General features: G+C 58.3%; 22 protein-coding genes, 4 tRNA genes and 1 pseudogene. 7 read left to right on the plus strand and 20 right to left on the minus strand.

Translation table 11 applies throughout. From position 1 onward, the window contains the following. Positions 1 to 88: 88 nt before the first annotated feature. From AC1MDC_RS22150 to AC1MDC_RS22200, 11 genes and pseudogenes are all read right to left on the minus strand, one after another. Positions 89 to 187: pseudogene (locus tag AC1MDC_RS22150) on the minus strand (LysR family transcriptional regulator); the annotation flags it as partial. Between the two features lie 77 nt (positions 188 to 264). Next, positions 265 to 2136 carry a SurA N-terminal domain-containing protein gene (locus AC1MDC_RS22155; RefSeq protein WP_480393659.1) on the minus strand — a complete coding sequence of 624 codons (1872 nt, stop codon included), beginning with the start codon at positions 2134 to 2136 and terminating at the stop codon, positions 265 to 267. Positions 2137 to 2366: 230 nt separating this feature from the next. Next, positions 2367 to 2639, minus strand: a complete 273-nt coding sequence (locus AC1MDC_RS22160) for an HU family DNA-binding protein (RefSeq protein WP_002552737.1) — start codon at positions 2637 to 2639, stop codon at positions 2367 to 2369. A gap of 148 nt (positions 2640 to 2787) precedes the next feature. Further along, entirely contained in the window at positions 2788 to 5184 is a 2397-nt protein-coding gene (lon, locus tag AC1MDC_RS22165; protein WP_085690114.1) for an endopeptidase La, read from the minus strand. Positions 5185 to 5347: 163 nt separating this feature from the next. Continuing rightward, complete coding sequence (gene clpX / locus AC1MDC_RS22170) at positions 5348 to 6631, minus strand: ATP-dependent Clp protease ATP-binding subunit ClpX (RefSeq protein ID WP_085699001.1); 1284 nt, start codon at positions 6629 to 6631, stop codon at positions 5348 to 5350. A gap of 113 nt (positions 6632 to 6744) precedes the next feature. Next, positions 6745 to 7380 (minus strand): ATP-dependent Clp endopeptidase proteolytic subunit ClpP, encoded by a 636-nt coding sequence (gene clpP, locus AC1MDC_RS22175; protein WP_007951559.1) that lies wholly within the window; start codon positions 7378 to 7380, stop codon positions 6745 to 6747. Between the two features lie 92 nt (positions 7381 to 7472). Next, the gene (gene tig, locus AC1MDC_RS22180) at positions 7473 to 8783 is read right to left on the minus strand and encodes a trigger factor (RefSeq protein WP_480393660.1); all 1311 of its coding nucleotides are present in this window, start codon (positions 8781 to 8783) and stop codon (positions 7473 to 7475) included. 399 nt (positions 8784 to 9182) lie between these two features. Next, positions 9183 to 9258 (minus strand) — tRNA-His (locus AC1MDC_RS22185). Positions 9259 to 9334: 76 nt separating this feature from the next. Beyond that, a tRNA-Leu gene (locus AC1MDC_RS22190) sits at positions 9335 to 9419 on the minus strand. Between the two features lie 58 nt (positions 9420 to 9477). Continuing rightward, a tRNA-His gene (locus AC1MDC_RS22195) sits at positions 9478 to 9553 on the minus strand. A 32-nt stretch (positions 9554 to 9585) separates the two neighbouring features. Next, positions 9586 to 9662, minus strand: a tRNA-Arg gene (locus tag AC1MDC_RS22200). 274 nt (positions 9663 to 9936) lie between these two features. On the opposite strand from AC1MDC_RS22200, the gene folD reads away from it, so the two are divergent. Next, positions 9937 to 10791 (plus strand): bifunctional methylenetetrahydrofolate dehydrogenase/methenyltetrahydrofolate cyclohydrolase FolD, encoded by an 855-nt coding sequence (gene folD / locus AC1MDC_RS22205; RefSeq protein ID WP_011335038.1) that lies wholly within the window; start codon positions 9937 to 9939, stop codon positions 10789 to 10791. Positions 10792 to 11020: 229 nt separating this feature from the next. Continuing rightward, a complete protein-coding gene (gene pbpG, locus AC1MDC_RS22210; protein ID WP_011335039.1) occupies positions 11021 to 11959 on the plus strand; it encodes a D-alanyl-D-alanine endopeptidase in 939 nt (312 codons plus the stop codon). Positions 11960 to 12012: 53 nt separating this feature from the next. On the opposite strand, the gene AC1MDC_RS22215 is transcribed toward pbpG, so the two are convergent. The 3 genes from AC1MDC_RS22215 to AC1MDC_RS22225 form a co-directional block, all read right to left on the minus strand. Continuing rightward, positions 12013 to 12219 carry a hypothetical protein gene (locus AC1MDC_RS22215; protein ID WP_480393661.1) on the minus strand — a complete coding sequence of 69 codons (207 nt, stop codon included), beginning with the start codon at positions 12217 to 12219 and terminating at the stop codon, positions 12013 to 12015. A 12-nt stretch (positions 12220 to 12231) separates the two neighbouring features. Next, positions 12232 to 12438 carry a DUF6021 family protein gene (locus tag AC1MDC_RS22220; protein ID WP_085698993.1) on the minus strand — a complete coding sequence of 69 codons (207 nt, stop codon included), beginning with the start codon at positions 12436 to 12438 and terminating at the stop codon, positions 12232 to 12234. Positions 12439 to 12531: 93 nt separating this feature from the next. Beyond that, complete coding sequence (locus AC1MDC_RS22225; protein WP_480393662.1) at positions 12532 to 13203, minus strand: peptidase C39 family protein; 672 nt, start codon at positions 13201 to 13203, stop codon at positions 12532 to 12534. A gap of 230 nt (positions 13204 to 13433) precedes the next feature. On the opposite strand from AC1MDC_RS22225, the gene AC1MDC_RS22230 reads away from it, so the two are divergent. Then, positions 13434 to 13601 carry a hypothetical protein gene (locus tag AC1MDC_RS22230; RefSeq protein ID WP_169431021.1) on the plus strand — a complete coding sequence of 56 codons (168 nt, stop codon included), beginning with the start codon at positions 13434 to 13436 and terminating at the stop codon, positions 13599 to 13601. Positions 13602 to 13675: 74 nt separating this feature from the next. On the opposite strand, the gene AC1MDC_RS22235 is transcribed toward AC1MDC_RS22230, so the two are convergent. Together AC1MDC_RS22235 and AC1MDC_RS22240 are read right to left on the minus strand one after the other, a co-directional pair. Beyond that, positions 13676 to 14425 carry a TerC family protein gene (locus AC1MDC_RS22235; RefSeq protein WP_085686574.1) on the minus strand — a complete coding sequence of 250 codons (750 nt, stop codon included), beginning with the start codon at positions 14423 to 14425 and terminating at the stop codon, positions 13676 to 13678. Between the two features lie 29 nt (positions 14426 to 14454). Next, the gene (locus AC1MDC_RS22240) at positions 14455 to 14694 is read right to left on the minus strand and encodes a hypothetical protein (protein WP_039767627.1); all 240 of its coding nucleotides are present in this window, start codon (positions 14692 to 14694) and stop codon (positions 14455 to 14457) included. Positions 14695 to 14840: 146 nt separating this feature from the next. On the opposite strand from AC1MDC_RS22240, the gene nhaR reads away from it, so the two are divergent. Continuing rightward, positions 14841 to 15740 (plus strand): transcriptional activator NhaR, encoded by a 900-nt coding sequence (nhaR, locus tag AC1MDC_RS22245; RefSeq protein WP_007951569.1) that lies wholly within the window; start codon positions 14841 to 14843, stop codon positions 15738 to 15740. Here the strand turns inward: nhaR and AC1MDC_RS22250 are convergent. After that, the gene (locus tag AC1MDC_RS22250; RefSeq protein ID WP_007951570.1) at positions 15737 to 16897 is read right to left on the minus strand and encodes an MFS transporter; all 1161 of its coding nucleotides are present in this window, start codon (positions 16895 to 16897) and stop codon (positions 15737 to 15739) included. The two genes, nhaR and AC1MDC_RS22250, sit on opposite strands and share 4 nt — an antisense overlap. Positions 16898 to 17233: 336 nt before the next feature. Here AC1MDC_RS22250 and sstT point away from each other — a divergent pair, with 336 nt between their 5' ends. Then, positions 17234 to 18466 carry a serine/threonine transporter SstT gene (gene sstT, locus AC1MDC_RS22255; RefSeq protein ID WP_480393663.1) on the plus strand — a complete coding sequence of 411 codons (1233 nt, stop codon included), beginning with the start codon at positions 17234 to 17236 and terminating at the stop codon, positions 18464 to 18466. 67 nt (positions 18467 to 18533) lie between these two features. On the opposite strand, the gene AC1MDC_RS22260 is transcribed toward sstT, so the two are convergent. Next, positions 18534 to 19043: a DUF1993 domain-containing protein gene (locus AC1MDC_RS22260; RefSeq protein ID WP_007951572.1), complete on the minus strand. Its 510-nt coding sequence runs from the start codon at positions 19041 to 19043 to the stop codon at positions 18534 to 18536. 127 nt (positions 19044 to 19170) lie between these two features. Between AC1MDC_RS22260 and AC1MDC_RS22265 the strand changes: the two genes are divergently transcribed. Beyond that, positions 19171 to 19821, plus strand: a complete 651-nt coding sequence (locus AC1MDC_RS22265; protein ID WP_480393664.1) for a YceH family protein — start codon at positions 19171 to 19173, stop codon at positions 19819 to 19821. A gap of 16 nt (positions 19822 to 19837) precedes the next feature. Here AC1MDC_RS22265 and AC1MDC_RS22270 read toward each other — a convergent pair whose 3' ends face one another. Further along, positions 19838 to 20356, minus strand: coding sequence for a cupin domain-containing protein (locus AC1MDC_RS22270; protein WP_480393665.1), 519 nt, complete (start codon positions 20354 to 20356; stop codon positions 19838 to 19840). Between the two features lie 98 nt (positions 20357 to 20454). Further along, entirely contained in the window at positions 20455 to 21273 is an 819-nt protein-coding gene (locus tag AC1MDC_RS22275) for a shikimate 5-dehydrogenase (RefSeq protein ID WP_480393666.1), read from the minus strand. 254 nt (positions 21274 to 21527) lie between these two features. On the opposite strand from AC1MDC_RS22275, the gene AC1MDC_RS22280 reads away from it, so the two are divergent. Continuing rightward, complete coding sequence (locus tag AC1MDC_RS22280; protein WP_007951578.1) at positions 21528 to 21878, plus strand: hypothetical protein; 351 nt, start codon at positions 21528 to 21530, stop codon at positions 21876 to 21878. Positions 21879 to 21906: the final 28 nt, after the last annotated feature.

The following is a 21906-nucleotide window of genomic DNA, read 5'->3' on the forward strand; positions in this document are numbered from 1 at the left end:
CATCCTGAGGGAAAACGGTCCGGGGCGTATTGTGCAACAGATCGCTGCCCCGCGGCGTATGGATTAGTGTCTTAAAACAGTTACAACTCTATCGACCTTCAATCGCAGGAAAAAGTCGCGCTGATAAATGATCGACGAACACGCGCAATTTGGCGGTTGCATCCCGGCTTGATCGCCACAGGGCCCAGACCGCGGCAGAAACAGCGCGCATAAAAAAACCCCGGATTTTCATCCGGGGCTCGGGTCTTGCGGCTCAGCCAGGCATCAGAAACGCTTGATGTCGGCTTCGCTTTCCAGCTGTTTGCGGTACGCCGCGAAGTCTTGCTGGCCTACACGCGATGCGAGGAAGCGACGGTATTGCGCTTTCTCTTCATCGGTCGGAGCCGCTGCTTCGTTCACGCCGTTCAGACGCACGATGGTCAGGCTGCCATCCGCCAGCGTCACGCTGGTGAAGGTCGGCTTGTCCTTGGCGGCCGGTTTCGGCATGCGGAACAACGCTTGCAGCACCGCCGGATCAACGCCTTCCTGAGCGCGGTTCGCCGCTTCAGTGACTTTCCAGTTCTGACCGTCCACCGCCTTGTCCAGCGGCGTCTTGCCATCACGCAGACTGGCGATCAGTTGCTCCGCCTTGGTCTTGGCAGCCGCGCTGGCGTGCTCTTTGGTCAACTGGGTGCGAATGGCAGCGGCTACGCTTTCCAGCGGCAATTGAGCAGGCTTCAAATGCTCCTTGGCACGCAGCACGATCACGGTTTCCGGATCCAGCTCAATGGCAGTGCTGTTGGCACCCTCTTCCAGCACTTCGGTGCTGAACGCGGCGGTCACGACGGCACGGTTGGCTGTAACGCCTTCGCCACCTTCACGGCCGAACGGCTTGGAGGTGTGCACGGTCAGTTTCAGCTCCTGCGCTGGCTGGGCCAGGTCGGATGCTTCGAACGAAGAGTCTTCCAGTTGCTTGGTCGCCTCGACGAAACGCTGCTCCACTTGCTGGGTTTTCAGCTCGCGGGTCAGCTTGTCTTTCAGGCTGGCCAGGGTCGGCACTTCAGGCGCCTCGACACCCAGCAGCTTGATCAGGTGGTAACCGAAGTCGGTGCGAACCGGCTCGGAAACCTGATCCTTGTTCAGCGAGTACAGGGCTTTCTCGAAGGCTGGATCGTAAACGCCAGGACCGGCATAACCGAGGTCACCACCGTTGTTGGCCGAACCCGGATCCTGCGAGAACTCCTTGGCCAGCGCTTCGAATTTCTCGCCCTTGGCCAGACGCGCCTGGATTTCTTCGATCTTCGCCTTGGCCTGAGCTTCGGTGGTCTTGTCGTTGACTTCAATCAGAATGTGCGCCGCACGACGCTGTTCCGACAGGTTGGCGATCTCTTTCTGATACGCCGCCTGCAGGTCTTCGTCCTTGACGGTGACCTGATCGAAGAACGAAGCCTTTTTCAGCTCCAGGTAATCGATGACCACTTGATCCGGGGTCATGAATTCCTTGGCGTGCTCGTCGTAGTAAGCCTTGACCTCGTCATCGGTCAGCTTAACGGCCGAAGGATCAGCCTTGATGTTCAACGTGGCAAAATCGCGGGTCTGTTTTTCCAGACGGGCGAAGGCCAGCACTTGAGCGTCGGTCACGAAACCGCTGCCCGCCACACCGGCGCGCAACTGGCCGATCAGCATTTCCTGAGCCAGCATCTGGCGGAACTGCATGCGGGTGTAGCCCAGTTGACGGATCACCTGATCGAAACGGTCGGAGCTGAACTTGCCGTCGACCTGGAATTCAGGCGTCTGCAGGATCACTTGATCCAGGGCCGCTTCGGAGAAAGCGAATTTCGATTGTTCCGCGCCTTGCAGCAGCAGCTTGCGATCGATCAAACCCTTGAGGGCTGATTCGCGCAGCATTTTTTCGTCCAGCAAGGAGGCGTCGAAGTCCTTGCCCAGTTGTTGCATCAGCTGACGGCGTTGCATATCCACCGCCTGGCTCAGCTCGTTCTGGCTGATTTCTTCACCGTTGACCTTGGCCGCCTCATTCTTGTGAGTCGTGGCCTGGAAAATGGCGTCGAAACCGGTCAGAGCCATCAGTGCAACGATGACTCCGATAATGGTCTTGGCAATCCAGCCTTGTGAATTGTCCCTGATATTCTGCAGCATGCGTCCCCCAGAAACGGTTGAACTTCAAATTAGGCAACCGTGGAGCGTGGGTAGAATCCGGATAGAAGAAAGGCGCATCCGAGGATGCGCCTTCTCGTAACTGGCGGAGCGGACAGGGCTCGAACCCTCGATCCCGGTGTGACAGGCGGCTATTCCAACCGCCTGCTCTACCGCTCCGCTGCCAAGTCAGGCATGACCCCGACCCGGATGGGTAAAAACCTGAATCAAACTTAGTTGACGGCTTCTTTCAGGGCTTTACCGGCTTTGAAACCTGGCTTCTTGGCTGCCGCGATTTCCAGAGTCTTGCCGGTCTGTGGGTTACGACCGATGCGAGCTGGACGATCAGTTACGGAGAAAGTACCGAAGCCAACCAGAACAACGGAGTCGCCAGCCTTGAGAGCGCCAGTGACGGATTCGATTACAGCGTCCAGCGCACGGCCAGCAGCAGCTTTCGGGATATCAGCGGATGCAGCGATAGCATCAATCAGTTCCGACTTGTTCACTCTAAGTCCCCTTATATCTATTTTGAGATGATTCTAAGTTTTTTGGTGAAAGCAAAAACGAGTGCTGAATGGCCTACAGACACTTAAGAGCCGCTTTATAACAAGGGCTCTAAAAAGCTGTCAAGGAAGCCCCCCAGGCAAAAGCGTATTAATGCGTGCTAATTCTTTCCTTAGAGTCAGACTCACGTTTTTCGTCCTTGGCAACTATCTCCGGAGCCACATCCGGCAAGGGCTCCGGCGCGTATTGCAGCGCAATTTGCAGGACCTCGTCAATCCATTTAACTGGTTTGATCTGCAGATCCTGCTTGATATTGTCAGGAATCTCCTTCAGATCGCGCACGTTCTCTTCCGGAATAATCACTGTCTTGATTCCGCCACGGTGAGCGGCCAGCAGTTTTTCTTTCAAACCGCCGATGGCGAGAACTTGACCACGCAGTGTGATCTCGCCGGTCATGGCGACATCCGCTCGCACAGGAATACCCGTCAAAGCCGACACCAGCGCAGTACACATGCCTACACCGGCGCTCGGGCCGTCTTTCGGCGTAGCGCCTTCCGGCATGTGAATGTGAGTGTCGCGCTTCTCGTGGAAGTCCAGAGGAATGCCCAGGCTCTTGGCACGGCTGCGCACCACGGTCTGGGCCGCAGTGATCGATTCGACCATTACGTCACCCAGCGAACCGGTCTTGATCAGTTGACCTTTACCCGGCACCACAGCCGCTTCGATGGTCAGCAGTTCGCCACCCACCTGAGTCCAGGCCAGGCCGGTCACTTGACCGATCTGATCCTGCTGCTCGGCCAGACCGTAGCGGAACTTGCGGACACCGAGGAAATGCTCCAGCAGGTCAGCTGTCACTTTTACCGAGAAGCGTTTTTCCAGCGCGTGCTCTTTGACCGCCTTGCGGCAAACCTTGGCAATCTGCCGCTCGAGGCCACGCACACCGGCTTCGCGGGTGTAATAACGGATGATGTCGCGGATCGCTTCTTCGTCGAATTCCAGCTCGCCCTTCTTCATGCCGTTGGCTGCAATCTGCTTTGGCGAGAGGTACTTGACCGCAATGTTGATCTTCTCGTCTTCGGTGTAACCCGGCAGGCGGATCACTTCCATCCGGTCCAACAGCGCTGGCGGGATGTTCATCGAGTTCGAGGTGCACAGGAACATCACATCCGAAAGGTCGTAATCGACTTCCAGATAGTGGTCGTTGAAGTTGTGGTTCTGTTCCGGATCGAGCACCTCGAGCAGCGCCGACGCCGGGTCGCCACGCATGTCGCTGCCCATTTTGTCGATTTCATCGAGCAGGAACAGCGGGTTGCGCACACCCACTTTTGTCATCTTTTGAATCAATCTTCCTGGCATCGAACCGATGTAAGTCCGACGGTGACCACGGATTTCCGCTTCGTCACGCACACCACCGAGGGCCATGCGCACGAATTTGCGGTTGGTGGCATGAGCGATCGACTCCGCCAGCGAGGTTTTACCCACGCCTGGAGGACCGACCAGGCACAACACCGGGCCACGGATTTTCTTCACGCGTTTTTGCACGGCGAGGTATTCAAGGATGCGTTCCTTGACCTCTTCGAGGCCGTAGTGATCGGCGTCGAGAATGTCTTCGGCACGGGCCAGGTCCAGACGCACCTTGCTCTGAGCCTTCCAAGGCACCTGAACCAGCCAGTCGATGTAGGAGCGCACCACGGTGGCTTCAGCAGACATCGGCGACATCTGCTTGAGCTTGTTCAGCTCGGCAGTGGCCTTGGCCAGGGCATCTTTCGGCAGACCGGCAGCATCAATACGCTTTTTCAGGTCTTCGATTTCGTTGTGGCCTTCGTCGCTGTCGCCGAGCTCTTTCTGAATGGCCTTCATCTGCTCGTTCAGGTAGTACTCGCGCTGACTGCGCTCCATTTGCTTTTTGACGCGGCCACGAATGCGTTTTTCGACTTGCAGCAGGTCGATCTCGGCGTCCAGCAGGGCCAGAACGTGCTCGACCCGGGCTGACAAATCGATGATTTCGAGGATTTCCTGCTTCTGCTCGATCTTCAGTGCCATGTGCGCGGCCATGGTGTCTACCAGGCGGCCAGGCTCGTCGATGCTGTTGAGCGACGACAGGACTTCAGCCGGGACTTTCTTGCCCAGCTGCACGTATTGTTCGAACTGCGACAGCAGGCTGCGCACGAACACTTCGGACTCACGCTCGGCGGCGTCGACTTCGTCGATCAACGAGACTTCGGCACGACAGTGGCCATCGACTTCGCTGAAGCGCTCGACAGCGCCACGTTGCTCGCCTTCGACCAGAACCTTGACGGTGCCGTCCGGAAGCTTCAGCAGTTGCAGAACTGTGGCGATGGTACCTACGCGATAGAGAGCTTCTTCACCGGGATCGTCGTCAGCCGGGTTTCTCTGGGCCAGCAGCAGGATCTGCTTGTCGCCCGTCATCGCGGCCTCGAGGGCTTCGATGGATTTCTCGCGCCCCACGAACAGCGGGATAACCATGTGCGGATACACAACGACATCACGCAATGGCAGGAGAGGCAATTCGATGGTGGTCTTCATGATTTCGCCTCTACGGCGGCCATATGGCCGTAATCAGATGGAATTGAACTTGAAACCAAGATGGGGGCTGACTTGAAAAAAAACAAGCGTAAAGGGGGTGTAAAAAACGACATAAAAAAAAAGAGGCCCGAAGGCCCCTTCTTTGTTCCGGCAGACCGGACGCTTACGCGTCCGGTGCAGCCTTGGCAGCCGGCTCACTGTTTTCGTAGATATACAGTGGTTTGGACTTGCCCTCGATCACGCTTTCATCGATCACTACTTTGCTCACCTCGGACTGCGAGGGGATCTCATACATCGTGTCGAGCAGTACACCTTCGAGAATCGAACGCAGGCCACGGGCACCGGTTTTACGTTCCAGGGCACGTTTGGCGACTGCTTTCAGCGCGTCGGAACGGAATTCCAGATCCACGCCTTCCATCTCGAACAGCTTGGCATACTGTTTGGTCAGGGCATTTTTCGGCTCGGTGAGGATCTGCATCAAAGCAGCCTCATCCAGCTCGTCCAGCGTCGCCAGGACCGGCAGACGACCGACGAATTCCGGGATCAGACCGAACTTGACCAGATCGTCAGGCTCGACTTCACGCAGGGACTCGCCCACCTTCTTGCCTTCTTCCTTGCTGCGCACTTCTGCGTTGAAACCGATGCCACCCTTTGTAGAACGGTTCTGAATGACCTTCTCCAGACCGGAGAATGCGCCACCGCAGATGAACAGGATGTTGCGGGTATCAACCTGAAGGAATTCCTGCTGCGGATGCTTGCGGCCACCTTGCGGCGGAACCGAAGCGACCGTGCCTTCGATCAGTTTGAGCAAGGCCTGCTGCACGCCTTCACCGGAAACGTCCCGGGTGATCGACGGGTTGTCGGACTTGCGCGAAATCTTGTCGATTTCGTCGATGTAGACAATGCCCATCTGGGCTTTCTCTACGTCGTAATCGCACTTCTGCAGCAGCTTCTGAATGATGTTCTCGACGTCTTCACCCACGTAACCCGCCTCGGTGAGGGTGGTTGCGTCGGCGATGGTGAACGGAACGTTCAGCAAGCGGGCCAGGGTTTCGGCCAGCAGGGTTTTACCGGAGCCGGTCGGGCCGATCAGCAGGATGTTGCTCTTGCCGAGTTCGACGTCGTCAGCCTTTTTGTCACGCTGGTTCAGACGCTTGTAGTGGTTGTACACCGCCACTGCCAGAACCTTCTTGGCACGCTCCTGACCAATTACATACTGATCAAGGATGCCGCTGATTTCTTTAGGCGAAGGCAATTTATGCGCGCTGCTTTCGGCCTGTGCTTCCTGCACCTCCTCGCGGATGATGTCATTGCACAGGTCGACGCACTCGTCGCAGATAAAGACCGAGGGGCCGGCAATCAATTTGCGCACTTCATGCTGGCTTTTGCCACAGAAGGAGCAATAGAGCAGCTTGCCGTTGTCCTCGCCGTTGCGGGTGTCAGTCATTCGTTCGATCCAAATCCGATAGGCTTGCAACACAAGATGAAGGCTATTGCGGGCTTTTTCAAGCCCGCCGCTGATCAGACGCGCCGACCAAGCCTATTTTGAGCTGCTTGTTTTTAAGCTGGGCGCTGGTTGATCACTTCGTCGATCAGACCGTATTCCTTCGCAGCTTCTGCACTCATGAAGTTGTCGCGGTTGGTGTCGCGCTCGATTTCTTCAAGCGTACGGCCGCTGTGCTTGGCCATCAGCGTGTTGAGACGCTCGCGAATGAAGAGGATTTCCTTGGCATGGATTTCAATGTCCGATGCCTGGCCCTGGAAACCGCCCAGTGGCTGGTGAATCATCACGCGCGAGTTAGGCAGGCAGAAACGCTTGCCAGGTGCACCGGCCGTCAGCAGGAACGCGCCCATGCTGCACGCCTGACCGATACAGGTAGTCGATACGTTTGGCTTGATGAACTGCATGGTGTCGTAGATCGACATGCCCGCTGTCACCGAACCGCCCGGGGAGTTGATATAAAGATGGATGTCCTTGTCCGGGTTTTCCGCTTCAAGGAACAGCAATTGCGCGCAAATCAGGTTGGCCATGTAGTCCTCTACAGGGCCCACCAGAAAGATTACTCGCTCCTTGAGAAGACGCGAGTAGATGTCATAGGCGCGCTCGCCACGAGCAGATTGCTCGACAACCATCGGGACCAGGCCGCCGGCGGCCTGGATATCAGAGTTCTGCTGAATATAGGAATTACGGAACATGCTCTGCAGTCACTCCCAAATAGTCATGTCTTGAATACGCATAAGCCAGCTCGAAGGCTGGCTTATGGTGTGTGCTTCTAACGCAAAAACAATCAGTCGGCTTTTGGAGCTTCTACCGGCTTGACCGCTTCTTCGTAAGAGACCGCTTTGTCGGTCACGCTAGCTTTCTGCAGAACAGTATCCACAACTTGTTCTTCCAGCACAACCGAACGGACTTCGTTCAGTTGCTGCTCGTTCTTGTAGTACCAGGACACGACCTGCTCAGGCTCCTGGTAAGCCGAAGCCATTTCCTGAATCATTTCGCGAACGCGGGCTTCGTCTGGCTTCAGCTCGAACTGCTTGACCACTTCGGCCACGATCAGACCCAGTACAACGCGACGCTTGGCTTGTTCTTCGAACAGCTCGGCAGGCAGTTGGTCAGGCTTGATGTTGCCACCGAACTGCTGAACAGCCTGCACGCGCAGACGGTCAACTTCGTTGGACAACAGAGCCTTGGGCACCTCGATCGGGTTGGTGGCCAGCAGACCGTCCATTACCTGATTCTTGACCTTGGATTTGATCGCCTGACGCAGTTCACGCTCCATGTTCTTGCGAACTTCGGAGCGGAAACCGTCGATGCCGCTTTCCTTGATACCGAATTGAGCGAAGAACTCTTCGTTCAGCTCTGGCAGTTTTGGCTCGGAAACGGTGTTGACAGTCACGGTGAACTCGGCGGTTTTGCCAGCCAGGTCCAGGTTCTGATAGTCCTCTGGGAAGGTCAGGTTCAGAACGCGCTCTTCACCGGCCTTGGCGCCAACGAGGCCTTCCTCGAAGCCAGGGATCATGCGACCGGAACCCAGCACCAGCTGAGTGCCCTTGGCAGAACCGCCAGCGAACACTTCGCCGTCGACCTTGCCAACGAAATCGATGTTCAGTTGGTCTTCGTTCTGGGCAGCACGCTCAGCCACTTCGAAACGGGTGTTCTGCTTGCGCAGGATGTCCAGCATCTTGTCCAGATCGGCGTCAGCCACTTCAGCGCTCAGACGCTCAACGTTGATGCTTTCGAAACCGGCAACGGTGAACTCAGGGAAAACTTCGAATACGGCTACGTATTCCAGGTCCTTGCCAGCTTCGAGCGACTTTGGCTCGATCGACGGCGAACCGGCCGGATTCAGCTTCTGCTCGACCACAGCTTCGTAGAAGGAGGACTGGATCAGGTCACCGATCGCTTCCTGGCGCGCATCAGCACCGAAGCGGCGCTTGATTTCGCTCATTGGCACTTTGCCTGGACGGAAGCCAGCAATCTTGGCCTTCTGGGCAGTCTGCTGCAGACGCTTGTTGACCTGAGTCTCGATGCGCTCAGCCGGCACGGTGATGCTCATGCGGCGCTCAAGAGCAGTAGTATTTTCAACAGAAACTTGCATGGATATTCCTCGTTGCACAGACGTTAGCCGGCCGTTTCCGACCCAAGAATCAAGGGCAAGCATTCTAGTAGGTCAAACTCAAGAAGTCACCCTACTGAAAACGGGTAAAAAAACAGCAGGCCATTTGAAGGCGGGGACAAACGGTTGCACCTCGCCCTGTTAGCAAATACAGCCAATTCAAGCCAGGGCTCTACACCAACCTCTTCTATATATAGAGGCGGTTGAATCATCTCCCTGACAGCCGACCGCGCAAGCATGGTCGGCAGGCAGCGCGCATCATCGAGCAACATTAATACGACGAAGCACCCTGCCCTGCGACCCGAAACCTGCAGCCGCGAAAATCCGAAACCGTAAAACAAAAAAGGCGCCAGACTGTTAAATCTGGCGCCTTTCGGAATATGGGGTGGACGATGGGGATCGAACCCACGACAACGGGAGTCACAATCCCGTGCTCTACCAACTGAGCTACGCCCACCATATTGCGTGCCAAAGAAGCCAAACAACTTCTTTGTAAAACTTCACCCGGCCAACGGCATGAATGAAGCTTTGATTGGTGCGGATGAAGAGACTCGAACTCTTACGCCTCGCGGCGCTGGAACCTAAATCCAGTGTGTCTACCAATTCCACCACATCCGCGGATGAAGCTTTTTAAAGCAAAGGCGCCAGACTGTTACATCTGGCGCCTTTCGAAATATGGGGTGGACGATGGGGATCGAACCCACGACAACGGGAGTCACAATCCCGTGCTCTACCAACTGAGCTACGCCCACCATATCGCGCTACTTGTGCCAATGCTGCCTAATGGCGCACCCGGCAGGACTCGAACCTGCGACCATCCGCTTAGAAGGCGGATGCTCTATCCAGCTGAGCTACGGGCGCCTTGTTAGCTGTACCCTTGGAGGACTACAAACTAAGTGCTTTCCAGTCATTCGAAACCGTAATTCCGTTCGACCTTCTTAACCAGTGCTAGGCTGTGCCCGACAAGTGCGACGAATAGTATAGAGCGACCCGAAGGTCGTCAAATCCTTTTTAAAAAAAATTCATTTAATTAAAGGGCTTAGGGGAATTTGCTGACCAAGCGCCTTTGCCCTCACCGTTTGACATGCGAGAATGCGTTCTCTTTTTTTCCCCTCTCGATGGTTAATCACGCGCAATGACTGCACAACTAATCGACGGCAAATCGATCGCCGCCAGCCTGCGCCAGCAGATCGCCCAACGGGTTGCCGAACGTCGCCAGCAAGGTCTGCGCACGCCTGGCCTCGCGGTGATCCTGGTTGGCAGCGATCCTGCCTCTCAGGTTTATGTCTCGCACAAGCGTAAAGACTGTGAAGAGGTCGGCTTCCTCTCTCAAGCCTACGACCTGCCTTCCGAAACCACTCAAGAAGCGCTGACCGATCTGATCGATCGACTGAACGATGACCCGGCAATCGACGGCGTTCTGCTTCAACTCCCTCTGCCAGAGCACCTGGACGCTTCCAAACTGCTGGAGCGCATCCGCCCGGACAAGGATGTCGACGGTTTCCATCCTTATAACGTCGGCCGCCTGGCCCAGCGCATTCCGCTCCTGCGCCCGTGCACCCCGAAGGGCATCATGACCCTGCTGGAAAGCACCGGCGCCGATCTGTACGGGATGGACGCCGTTGTTGTTGGCGCGTCCAACATCGTCGGTCGCCCGATGGCGATGGAACTGTTGCTGGCCGGTTGCACCGTGACCGTCACCCACCGCTTCACCAAGGATCTGGCCGGCCACGTCGGCCGCGCCGATCTGGTGGTCGTGGCCGCCGGCAAGCCGGGTCTGGTCAAGGGCGAGTGGATCAAGGAAGGCGCGATCGTCATCGACGTCGGCATCAACCGTCAGGAAGACGGCAAACTGGTCGGTGATGTCGTGTACGAAACCGCCCTGCCGCGCGCAGGCTGGATCACCCCGGTACCGGGCGGCGTCGGTCCGATGACCCGCGCCTGCCTGCTGGAAAATACCCTCTACGCAGCAGAAACCCTGCACGCCTGAGTCGTGTTTTCAGCTTGCCTGTAACCCCGCCTCGTGCGGGGTTTTTCATGCCCTCGAAAAAACCTTTACCGTTCGCCGGAAACCCCTATTTTTACAGGGCTTTTCACGACTTTTTCATGCGCCTCAAACAACCATCGACAGTTCTTCAGCCATACTCCTAAAATGCGTCGTTTTTACGACACAGGCCGTTACAAATTACGGCATTTCCAACCTTCATGAGTTCGCCCGCGTGAATATTCGCCTGTCCATCCTGAGCCTGGTTTTTGCATTTTCAGGCACGCTCCTCACGCCAACGGTCAACGCCGCCGAAACCACCGCTGCCCCTCGAGACGCTTCGCAGTTGAAGATTGCCTCCGGCAGCGCCCTGCTGATGGATCTGCAGACCAACAAAGTCATTTATTCCAGCAACCCGGACGTGGTGGTGCCCATCGCTTCCGTGAGCAAGTTGATGACTGGCCTGGTAGTGGTCGAAGCGCACCAGAACATGGACGAATGGATTGACGTTGACATCAGCCATACACCTGAAATGAAAGGTGTGTTTTCTCGCGTCAAACTGCGAAGCGAACTGCCCCGCCGAGAGATGTTACTGATTGCCCTGATGTCCTCGGAAAACCGCGCCGCCGCTAGCCTGGCTCACCACTATCCGGGCGGTTACGCGGCATTCATCGCAGCGATGAACGCCAAGGCCAAGGCGCTGGGCATGACCAGCACGCACTTTGTGGAACCCACCGGTCTGTCGGAGCGCAACGTCTCCACCGCCCGCGACCTGAGCAAGTTGCTGGTAGCCGCGCACAAACAGCCGCTTCTGATCGAGCTGACCACCACCAAGGAAAAGACCGTCTCGTTCCGCAAACCCAATTACACCCTGGGTTTCCGTAACACCGATCACTTGGTCAACAAGGCCGACTGGGATATCCGCATCACCAAGACCGGTTTCACCAACCCCGCCGGTCATTGCCTGGTGCTGGTGACCCGCATGGCCAACCGTCCCGTCGCGCTGGTGATTCTCGACGCGTTCGGCAAATACACTCACTTCGCCGATGCCAGCCGCATCCGCAGCTGGGTGGAAACCGGCAAGAGCGCCAACGTCCCGGCCGTGGCCCAGCAATACAAGGCTGACAAGAACCTCAAGAGTCGCCAGAGCGGCGTGATCGAAGCCTCAAAGTAATCCGCCCCCCCATGAAAAAGCCCCGAATCGTCGGGGCTTTTTCATTCATGCACTCAGTCGTTGGGCAACGGCATCTTGTCGTCATCGGGAATGCCGTCACCGGCGCTCGGGTCGCGCGAATGCTCTGGCGTGACCACTGCCGGACGCGCCAACGGATCGCGTAGAGGGCTGTCCGGATCCAGCACCGGATCAACCTCCGGCTCAGGTGTGGCAGGCACACTGTCAGGTTTGTGGTCGTTGAAACTCGAATCGGTACTCATACGCACCTCGCTTCAAGGCTTGAGATCAGCCAAGGGATCGTAAGGCTTGGCCGGACGCTTGGGATCATCGCCCGGCTGCACATCCTTCGGCGCCTTTGCAGGGCCGACGGGATCGACTTGCGGATCGTCCAGATCCGGCGAGTCCGGATCGAAGCCCAGATCGTCGCCATTGCCATGCTCGGAAGAATGCGGACCGCTGGGTGAATTTGGAATTGCCATGCTCGCCTCCTGATACTGGCCCGTAAAACACGGGACGCTACAGTTCAGAAGCACATGCTCCGCCAGGGTGCCCGACAGGCGACGAACGGAGCCTCAATGCGCTGCCAGTGCCTTCCTTGCCTGCGCCGCTTCCCGTTCCTGCCCGGCCTGAGCCAGCGCGTCGGCGGCCTTGAGCCAGCGCTGCTGATCGACCGCCGCCGGAATCTGCGTCGGTTTCTGGATCAACACCGCCCAGCCACCGGACTTTTCGAGGGCCGACTCGAACGAACTGAAGCTCATCAATTCACGGCGATTCATCCCCGCGCGCAGCAGCACCTTCTGCTTCAGACGATCGTAACCGGACAGAATCGCGTAACGCGGCTCAGCCCAAAACGCCGAACCCTCACTGAAACGCACCATTACCGGATACCCGGCCGCCACCTGAGTCAGCAGCGCCGGCAGATTGCTGTCCAGCGGATACACGACCATGCCGTACTCGCGCGCCAGACTCTGCAGATTCTGTTGCAACTTATCCTCGGCGCCCGGTAAATGCAGCGGTTTTTCCAGCAGCCCCGGCGTGATCACGATGCCCTGCTGCGACAACAGGCTGGCCAGCACTTGCGGCCCGCTCTGATTGGCCTCACCGCGATAGAAGGTGCCGCTGAGTTCGACCCGCTCCGGCAGGCGCTTGACCTCCGGCGCCACACTGCCCGCACACCCCACCAAAGCTGTCACGCAACCGGCCACCAGCAGCGCCGCACGAATCCGGGAAAATAGCTGCACCATCGTCACTCTCTTGATCAGTTACCGGTCATCGTGTTCCGGCTTGGTCGAGGATCATAGGACGGTGCCACGCTGCGGTATAGCCCAAAGCGACAGATCCATCGGCCGCATAGAGCAAACTGATTGGTCACCACCGACCTTTGGTCAATAGCTTGAAACACACCAGCGACTAGACTGTCACTCAGATAAGAGCCAAAGAGCGAGCGCCCGACGCAGGGCAAGAGGAGGCACAGATGAGCCTGACCATGACCATCGTAATGCTGATTGCCGGCTGGCTGGCCGTTGCGGCCGCCATGCTGTGGGGCGTGTTGCGGATTTCCCGGCGCCATCACCACCCGGTACAACCTGCACCGACCAGGAAGATCGAGAAACACAATGCTCGTCACGCCACCGCGCACTGATTTTCTGTAGCCGACACAAACAAGAAGGCCGCCTGGACTCTCGCGAGTTCAGGCGGCCTTTGGTTTTCCAGCAATTACGCTTCGGCAGTCAATTTCTTCTGCTTGGCGCGGCGCGACATCATGTTCAGCACTTCAATCGCAGCCGAGAACGCCATGGCGGCATACACATAACCTTTCGGTACGTGGGCGCCGAAGCCTTCGGCGATCAGCGTCATGCCGATCATGATCAGGAAGCCCAGAGCCAGCATCACCACCGTCGGGTTGTCGTTGATGAACTTGGCCAGCGGATCAGCTGCAAACAGCATCACCAGCACCGAAACCACCACCGCAATCACCATGATCGGCAAGTGTTCGGTCATGCCGACAGCGGTAATGATGCTGTCGATCGAGAACACCATGTCCAGCATCAGGATCTGCCCGATCGCGGCGGCGAAGCCCAGAGTCACCGTCGAGGTGGCGCTCTTCGGATCTTCCGGCGCAGGATCCATGCTGTGATGGATCTCGGTCGTCGCTTTCCACACCAGGAACAGACCACCGGCGATCAGGATCATGTCCTTCCAGGAGAACGCCTGGCCCAGGATCTCGATGACCGGCTCGGTCAACTGCACGATGAAGGCGATGGTGCTCAACAGCGCCAGACGCATGATCAGCGCCATGCCGATACCGAGGCGACGGGCCTTCTGCCGGTACTGCTCGGGCAGCTTGTTGGTCAGGATCGAGATAAAGATCAGGTTATCGATGCCGAGCACGATTTCCATCACCACCAGTGTGGCCAAGGCAATCCAGGCCGTCGGGCTGGAAGCGAGTTCTAACAGGTATTCCATGGGTCAGTCCTGACTCTGTGTAAGACGGTTTAGATTTCCTGGGAGGACGATTCGGATTTTTCTTCGTCGTCTTTCGGTTCTTTCTTGCTGATCAGATTGCCGGTGGCATCGCTGAGTGCCTGTTCGGCGGCTTTGTGCGTGTCGTCGATGGCTTGTTTCGCCGCCTCGGCCGCCTGCCCCATCAGTTGCTGGGCGCTCTTTTCGGCCTGGTCGCAACCGGCCAGTACCAGTAAAGACGCGATCAGTAGCGCTGTAGTTTTTAGTTTCATGATGCTTCCCTCGATAGAACAGACAGCGCCATACAGACCGGCCGTCGATGGCTGGGCATTCTAGGGAGACAAACACTTCAGGAAAATTCGTATTTTTAGCGGCTATACTTCGATTTATACGAACTGTATTTGACGGACCGAACCCCATGCTCAATTACCGACAACTGCATTACTTCTGGGTGGTGGCCAAGACCGGCAGCATCGTGCGCGCCTGCGAGCAACTGAACCTGACGCCGCAAACCATCAGCGGGCAGATTTCCCTGCTCGAACAGACCTACGGCATCGAGTTGTTTCAGCGGGTCGGCCGGCAGCTTGAGCTGACCGAAGCCGGGCGTCAGGCCCTGCCTTACGCCGAACAGATGTTCCAGCTCGGTGGCGAACTGGAACTGATGCTGCGCGCCCAGCCCAACGAACAGCAGATTCTGTTCCGGGTCGGCGTGGCGGACGTGGTGCCCAAATCCATCGTCTATCGCCTGATCGCGCCGACCATGGAATTGAGCGAACCGCTGCGCATTACCTGCCGCGAAGACAAACTCGAGCGCCTGCTGGCGGATCTGGCGATCCAGCGCCTGGACCTGGTGATCTCCGACAGCCCCATGCCCTCGCACCTGGACATCAAGGGCTACAGTCAGAAACTCGGGGAATGCGGGATCAGTTTTTTCGCCACCGCCGAACTGGCAGCGCAATACGGTCAGGATTTCCCGCGCAGTCTGCACGGCGCGCCGCTGTTGATCCCCGGCGCGGAAACAGTAGTGCGCAGCCGTTTGCAGCGCTGGTTCGCCGAGCAGCAGATTCAGCCAAGGATTGTCGGGGAATTCGATGACAGCGCCTTGATGCAGGCGTTTGGTCAGTCCGGCAGCGGGATTTTCATCGGCCCGAGCGTGATTGCCGATGAGGTGAAGCGCCAGTACGGCGTCGAGTTAATCGGCCAGACCGATGCGGTGAGCGAGTCGTTCTACGCGATCTCGGTGGAGCGCAAGGTCAAGCACCCCGGCATCAAAGCGATTACCGAAGGTGCCCGACGCGAACTGTTTACAGCGTTTTAAGCCGGCGCGCAGACGTCGCGCGGCTTGAGCACCATCAGCACCATGGCGAGGAAAATCGACAGCAGAATGAATCCGGCAGCGGCAAAGCCCACAAAACCCAGACCAGCGCTGTCGATCACTCGACCGCCAATGATCGCGCCCAGACCGATCCCGAGGTTGGCCCCGGCAATGTTCAGCGACGCAGCGAAGGCCGGCGCTTCCGGTGCCGCTTTCATCAAACGCACGTGGCTGACCAGAAACAGGGCCGCCTGGGTCACGCCCCAGATGCCCATCGCCGCCGCCAGACCCAGCGACGAATTGATGTTCGGCACCAGCGCCACCATCCCCGGGATCATGAACGCACAGAACATCACCGAAGCCATCAGCGGATGGCGATCCACCGCACGACCGCCCAGCGAGTTACCGATCAAGCCAACCGCACCAAAGCCCATCAGGCACCAGCCGACCACGGTGCCATTGAAGCCGGCCAGACGCTCAAGGATATCCGCCAGATAGGTGTAGGCGGTGAACATGCCGCTGAACACCAGAATCGACAACAGCACATGGCCCAGCATCAGTGGGCTGCGCAGTATCTTGAACTGGGAAGCGAAGCTGACCTGATGCTGGTGCAGGCTGGTTTTCGGCAGATAGACAAACAGCAGCAACGCCTTGGCGAACGCGATCACCGCCAGAATGGCGAACGCACTGCGCCAGCCGAACGCATCGGAAATCAGCGTGCCGACCGGAATCCCGAACACGGTGGCGCAGACGATGCCGAAGCCGATCTTGGCGATCGCGCGACCGGCGAAGTCCGGGCCGACGATATCCACTGCCGTTTCACTGGCCAACGCCCAGAACACCGGCAGCCCCAGCGCCGGGATCAGCCGGGCAATGGCCATGACCCAGATGTTCGGCGCCAGCGCCGCAACGGTATTGGCCAGCCCAAACATGATCAGAATGGTGATGAACAGTTTGCGGCGCTCGAAGCGGGCGAAATATGCCGTCAAGAAAGGACCGAACATGGCCACGGTGAAAGCGAATAGAGTCACCAGCAACCCGGCCTGCGGGATGGTGACGGCCAGGTCGCGGGCAATCGCCGGCAGCAGGCCGACAATGACGAACTCCGTAGTCAGCACCGTGAATCCGGCGGCGGACAACAGAAGGATGGGCAACAGCATGAGGAACTCCAGCAAAACGACGACACCAGCGCTGACCCGAAGGCCCGCTGGCAGAATTTGAAAATAAGGATGCGCAATCTTAACAGAGTGTTTCCCGAGTGACTTGCACAAACCTGTCTAAGTTGCAGAGGGTTCCGGTGGCAGATCGTCACATGCCTGAAGGAATCGGACGACGCTGTGATAAAGTCCGCGCCCTGCGAAACGTACACCCTGTTCAACCACCCGTTTAACGGCGTGGCTGGCGCGTCAGTCCTTTTGGTTCGTGTCTGTGGCCTGCCCCGATTCAACGCCCGGATTGCGCAACCTTGCACCCTATAAAAAACAGAGATGCCGTTCATGACCGCTTCATCCCCTTCTCTATTGCAACGTCTTAAAAGCCTCAGCCTGGTGACACAGATCCTGATCGGCCTGATTGCCGGCATCGCGCTCGCGCTGTTCGCGCCGGAAGCGGCCAAGGCCACGGCCTTCATCGGCAAGGTGTTCGTCTCGGCGTTGAAGGCCGTGGCACCGATCCTGGTGTTCGTGCTGGTCATGGCCTCGATCGCCAACCACAAGCACGGCCAGGAAACCCACATCCGGCCGATTCTGTTCCTGTATCTGCTGGGCACCTTCGCGGCCGCCGTGGTCGCGGTGATTGCCAGCATGATGTTCCCGTCGCATCTGGTGCTGTCCACCGACAACATCGCGGTGAGCGCGCCGGGCGGCATCAGTGAAGTGCTGCAAAGCCTTTTGCTAAGCGTGGTCGATAACCCGGTGAGCGCACTGATGAACGCCAACTTCATCGGCATTCTGGCCTGGGCCATCGGCATGGGCGTGGCGATTCGGCACGCCGGTGACACCACCCGCGAAGTGCTGGGGGATCTGTCCAACGGCGTGACGGTGATTGTTCGGGTGGTCATCCGTTTCGCACCGCTGGGTATTTTTGGCCTGGTGGCATCGACCCTGGCCACCTCCGGGTTTGGAGCATTGATCGGTTATGCGCATCTGCTGGCAGTGCTGCTCGGCTGCATGTTGTTCGTGGCGCTGGTGATGAATCCGCTAATCGTGTTCTGGAAGCTGCGTCGCAACCCTTACCCACTGACACTCCAGTGCCTGCGCGAAAGCGGCATCACCGCATTCTTCACCCGCAGCTCGGCGGCGAACATTCCGGTCAACCTGGAACTGAGCAAGCGCCTGGGTCTGCATGAAGACACCTACTCGGTATCGATCCCGCTCGGCGCCACCATCAACATGGCCGGCGCGGCGATCACCATCACCGTGCTGTCCCTCGCTGCCGTGCACACCCTGGGCATTGCCGTGGACATCCCGACCGCGATCCTGCTCAGCGTCGTCGCCGCGATCTGTGCCTGTGGCGCCTCGGGCGTGGCCGGGGGCTCGCTGCTGCTGATTCCGCTGGCGTGCAGCCTCTTTGGCATCCCGAGCGAAATCGCCATGCAGGTGGTGGCAGTCGGCTTCATCATCGGCGTGCTGCAGGATTCCGCCGAGACGGCGCTGAACTCCTCCACCGACGTACTGTTCACCGCTGCCGCTTGCCTGGGCGAAGAACAGAAAGCCCGCCGCCCGGCGTAAAAACCCGGCGCAACAAAAAGCCCGCCAAGGCGTAAACCTTGGCGGGCTTTTTTTGTTGCAGAGCGTTTTAGAACGCGCCCATGTAATCGCGCTTGCCCACTTCCACACCGTTGTGACGCAGCAGCGCGTAAGTGGTGGTGACGTGGAAGAAGAACTGCGGCAGACCGTAGCTCAGCAGGTAAGCCTGGCCACTGAAGCGCTTCTCTTTCGGGGTGCCCGGACGGGTCACGATCTCGATGCCTTCCTTGCCATTGATCTGCTCTGGCTTGATCTCGCCGATGAAGGCCAGAACCTTGGCGATCAGCGCTTGCAGCTCGGCGAAGGTGGTTTCAGTGTCGTCATATTTCGGGATTTCGATTTCGGCCAGACGCGAGGACACGCCTTTGGCGAAGTCCACGGCGATCTGCACCTGACGCACCAGCGGAAACATGTCCGGGTACAGACGCGCTTGCAGGAAGGCGTTCGGATCGATGTTTTTCTCGGTGGCGTGGGCTTCAGCCTTTTTCAGCACATCGCTCACGGCGTTGAGCATTTGTTGGAAAACCGGAACGGATGCGGCGTACAGGGAAATGGTCATGGCAGTCTCACGTGGTGGCTGGGTGAATCTTGGGGGGCGATTATAGCCATGCTCGCATGGCGGCGCGGCTTGTCTTTTATCCAGCAAGGATTAGGCTAGGCGCCTTCGACTGCAGAGGGAACGCGCGATGACCACAGAATTTGAAACCCGCTCCGACGAACCACGGCTCAACGCCACGGAAATCCGCATTCTGGGCTCGTTGATCGAGAAACAGGCCACCAGCCCGGAAACCTACCCGTTGACCCTCAACGCGCTGGTACTGGCCTGCAACCAGAAAACCAGCCGGGAACCGGTGATGAACCTGACCCAGGGCCAGGTCGGCCAAAGCCTGCGCGCCCTCGAAAGCCGCGGTTTCGCCAAACTGGTGATGGGCAGCCGCGCCGACCGCTGGGAGCACAAGGTCGACAAGGCGCTGGAACTGGTGCCGGCGCAATTGATCCTGACTGGCTTGATGTTCCTGCGCGGCCCGCAGACGGTCAACGAACTGCTGACCCGCAGCGGTCGCATGCATGAATTCGAAGACGCCGAACAAGTGGTGCATCAGCTGGAACGCCTGATCGCCCGGGAGCTGGCGGTGCTGATTCCGCGCCAGGCCGGCCAACGAGAGGATCGCTACACCCACGCACTGGGCGATCCGGCGGACATCGAGGCGATTATCGCGGCCCGGCAGAATCCGAGCGAACGTGGGGCTGCCAGCGGTGTGTCGGTGGAGCGAATCGATGAACTGGAAGCGCGGATTGCGGCGCTGGAAGAACGTCTGGCCCGCCTCGAAGAATAAACGCACCGGGGCGGCGTTATTCGCCGTCCCAGTAATCCACCCCGTCCGCTTGCCGCGCCACCGCGACAAATCCCGAGGCATTGCCTTCGGCATCGACGTTGAAGTTATCCATTACCGCGTATTTGTTCGAATCCGGGTACTCGCAGATTTCCGGTTGCTGCTGGGTACTGACCGCCAGATAGCGCAGCTCCGCAGCACTGGTGTTAATGATCTGATGCGCGGCTTCCGCGCCGCCCGGGGGGCAGGCGATCACGTCCCCGGCGCGAATCGGGAAACGTTCGGCGCCCAGGCGCACTTCCCCTTCCCCGGCCACCACATAAAACATTTCCTCATTCACACGATGACTGTGAAACGGGCTGCCGCGCATGCCCGGCGGCAGCGCATACAGTCGATAACCAAGTTTCTGCGCGCCCAGTTGCTGGCCGATCCGGGCCAGACGCTGCTGATAACGCCCGGCGGTTTCGCCTTCGGGAGACAGGGCTGCGGGCAGTGGTTCGAGTTCGACATCATTCAGGTTGAGAATCGGCGGATGCATGCAAACCTCGGCTTTTTGTGATGGGCAAGTCTGCGCCTGCTGATCCGGCAGTATAGGCAACGGCAAATCCGGGCGGATTTACCGTTGAACAGGCTTCATCAACTGCGCGCGAACGCCACCGCTGCATCGAACTGCTCGACCGTCGGCCGCACGCCGGTGTACAGCACGAACTGCTCCAGCGCCTGGATCGCGATCACTTCCAGCCCGGTGATCACCTTTTTACCTTCGGCACGGCCACGCACGATCAGCGGGGTTTCCGAGGGAATCGCCACTACATCGAACACAGTGTCTGCAGACTTGATCACATCCACGTCAAAAGAAAGCTGACCCGCCTCCGGGCCGCCGTCCATGCCCAACGGGGTGACGTTGACCAGCATCTGCGGACGCTCGTCGCCCAGTTCTGCTTGCCAGCGATAGCCCAGGGAATCCGCCAGCGCCCGACCGGCGCGCTCGTTGCGGGCCACGATCAAACCGTTTTTGTAACCGCCATCGCGCAAGGCACTGGCCACAGCCTTGGCCATGCCGCCGCTACCGCGAAGGGCGAACGTCGTGTCCTTCGGCACCGCGTGGGTTTCCAGCAATTGAGCAATGGCGATGTAATCGGTGTTGTAGGCCTTCAGATGGCCGTTGGTGTTGACGATGGTATTGATCGACTGGATCGCTGCCGCCGAGGCATCCAGCTCATCGACCAACGCAATGCTCGCCTCCTTGAACGGCATCGACACGCCGCAACCGCGAATCCCCAGCGCTCGAATTCCGCCGACCGCACCGGGCAGGTCCTGACTGCTGAACGCCTTGTAGTAGAAATTCAGTCCCAGTTGTTCATACAAATGGTTATGAAACCGCAGACCGAAATTCCCGGGACGCCCAGACAGGGACATGCACAGTTGGGTGTCTTTGTTGGGGTTCATCTGCATGGGAGGCTCCTTCGAATGCACTTTCGGATGGACGGGATTAGCCAGACCATCGGGTTCTGAACGATCATAAGGCGGTCTGTTCCGGGCATCACAGCCGATGCCGGAAATCCGGTAAACAAACCGGTACAGACCTTACACAAAATTTACCTAGCGGCCGTGCTGTTTTTCAAAATGTTGCTGTCTTAGAAGTATCCCCGCGCCATCCCGAGCCTGTTGCAGACTCGGACGCCGGGTCGAAGAACCGAGGAATTATCATGATTCGTAAACTCCCCATCGTGGCCTTGTTGATTGGTGCATTCGCGATCACGGGTCAGGCAGAAGCCCACGGCGGTGGCTGGCAGGGCCCGGCGGTATTTGGTGCGATCGTCGGCTCGGCCATCATCGGCTCGGCGCTCATCAACCAGGATCGGCCGGTGTACGTCCAACAGCCTGTTTACGCTCAACCGGCACCGGTCTACGTGCAGCAACCGCCGCCACCGGTCTACTATCAGCCGGCCCCGGTTTATGTGCAGCAACCGGTCTACGTCCAACCGGCCCCGGTGTATTACGGTCCGCCGCGTGGTTACTACGGTCGGCCACACTACTACGGTGGTCCGCGTTGGTAACCGGTACACAAGGCCCCGCTTGATAGCG

Source organism: Pseudomonas sp. 1 (genome assembly GCF_056626735.1).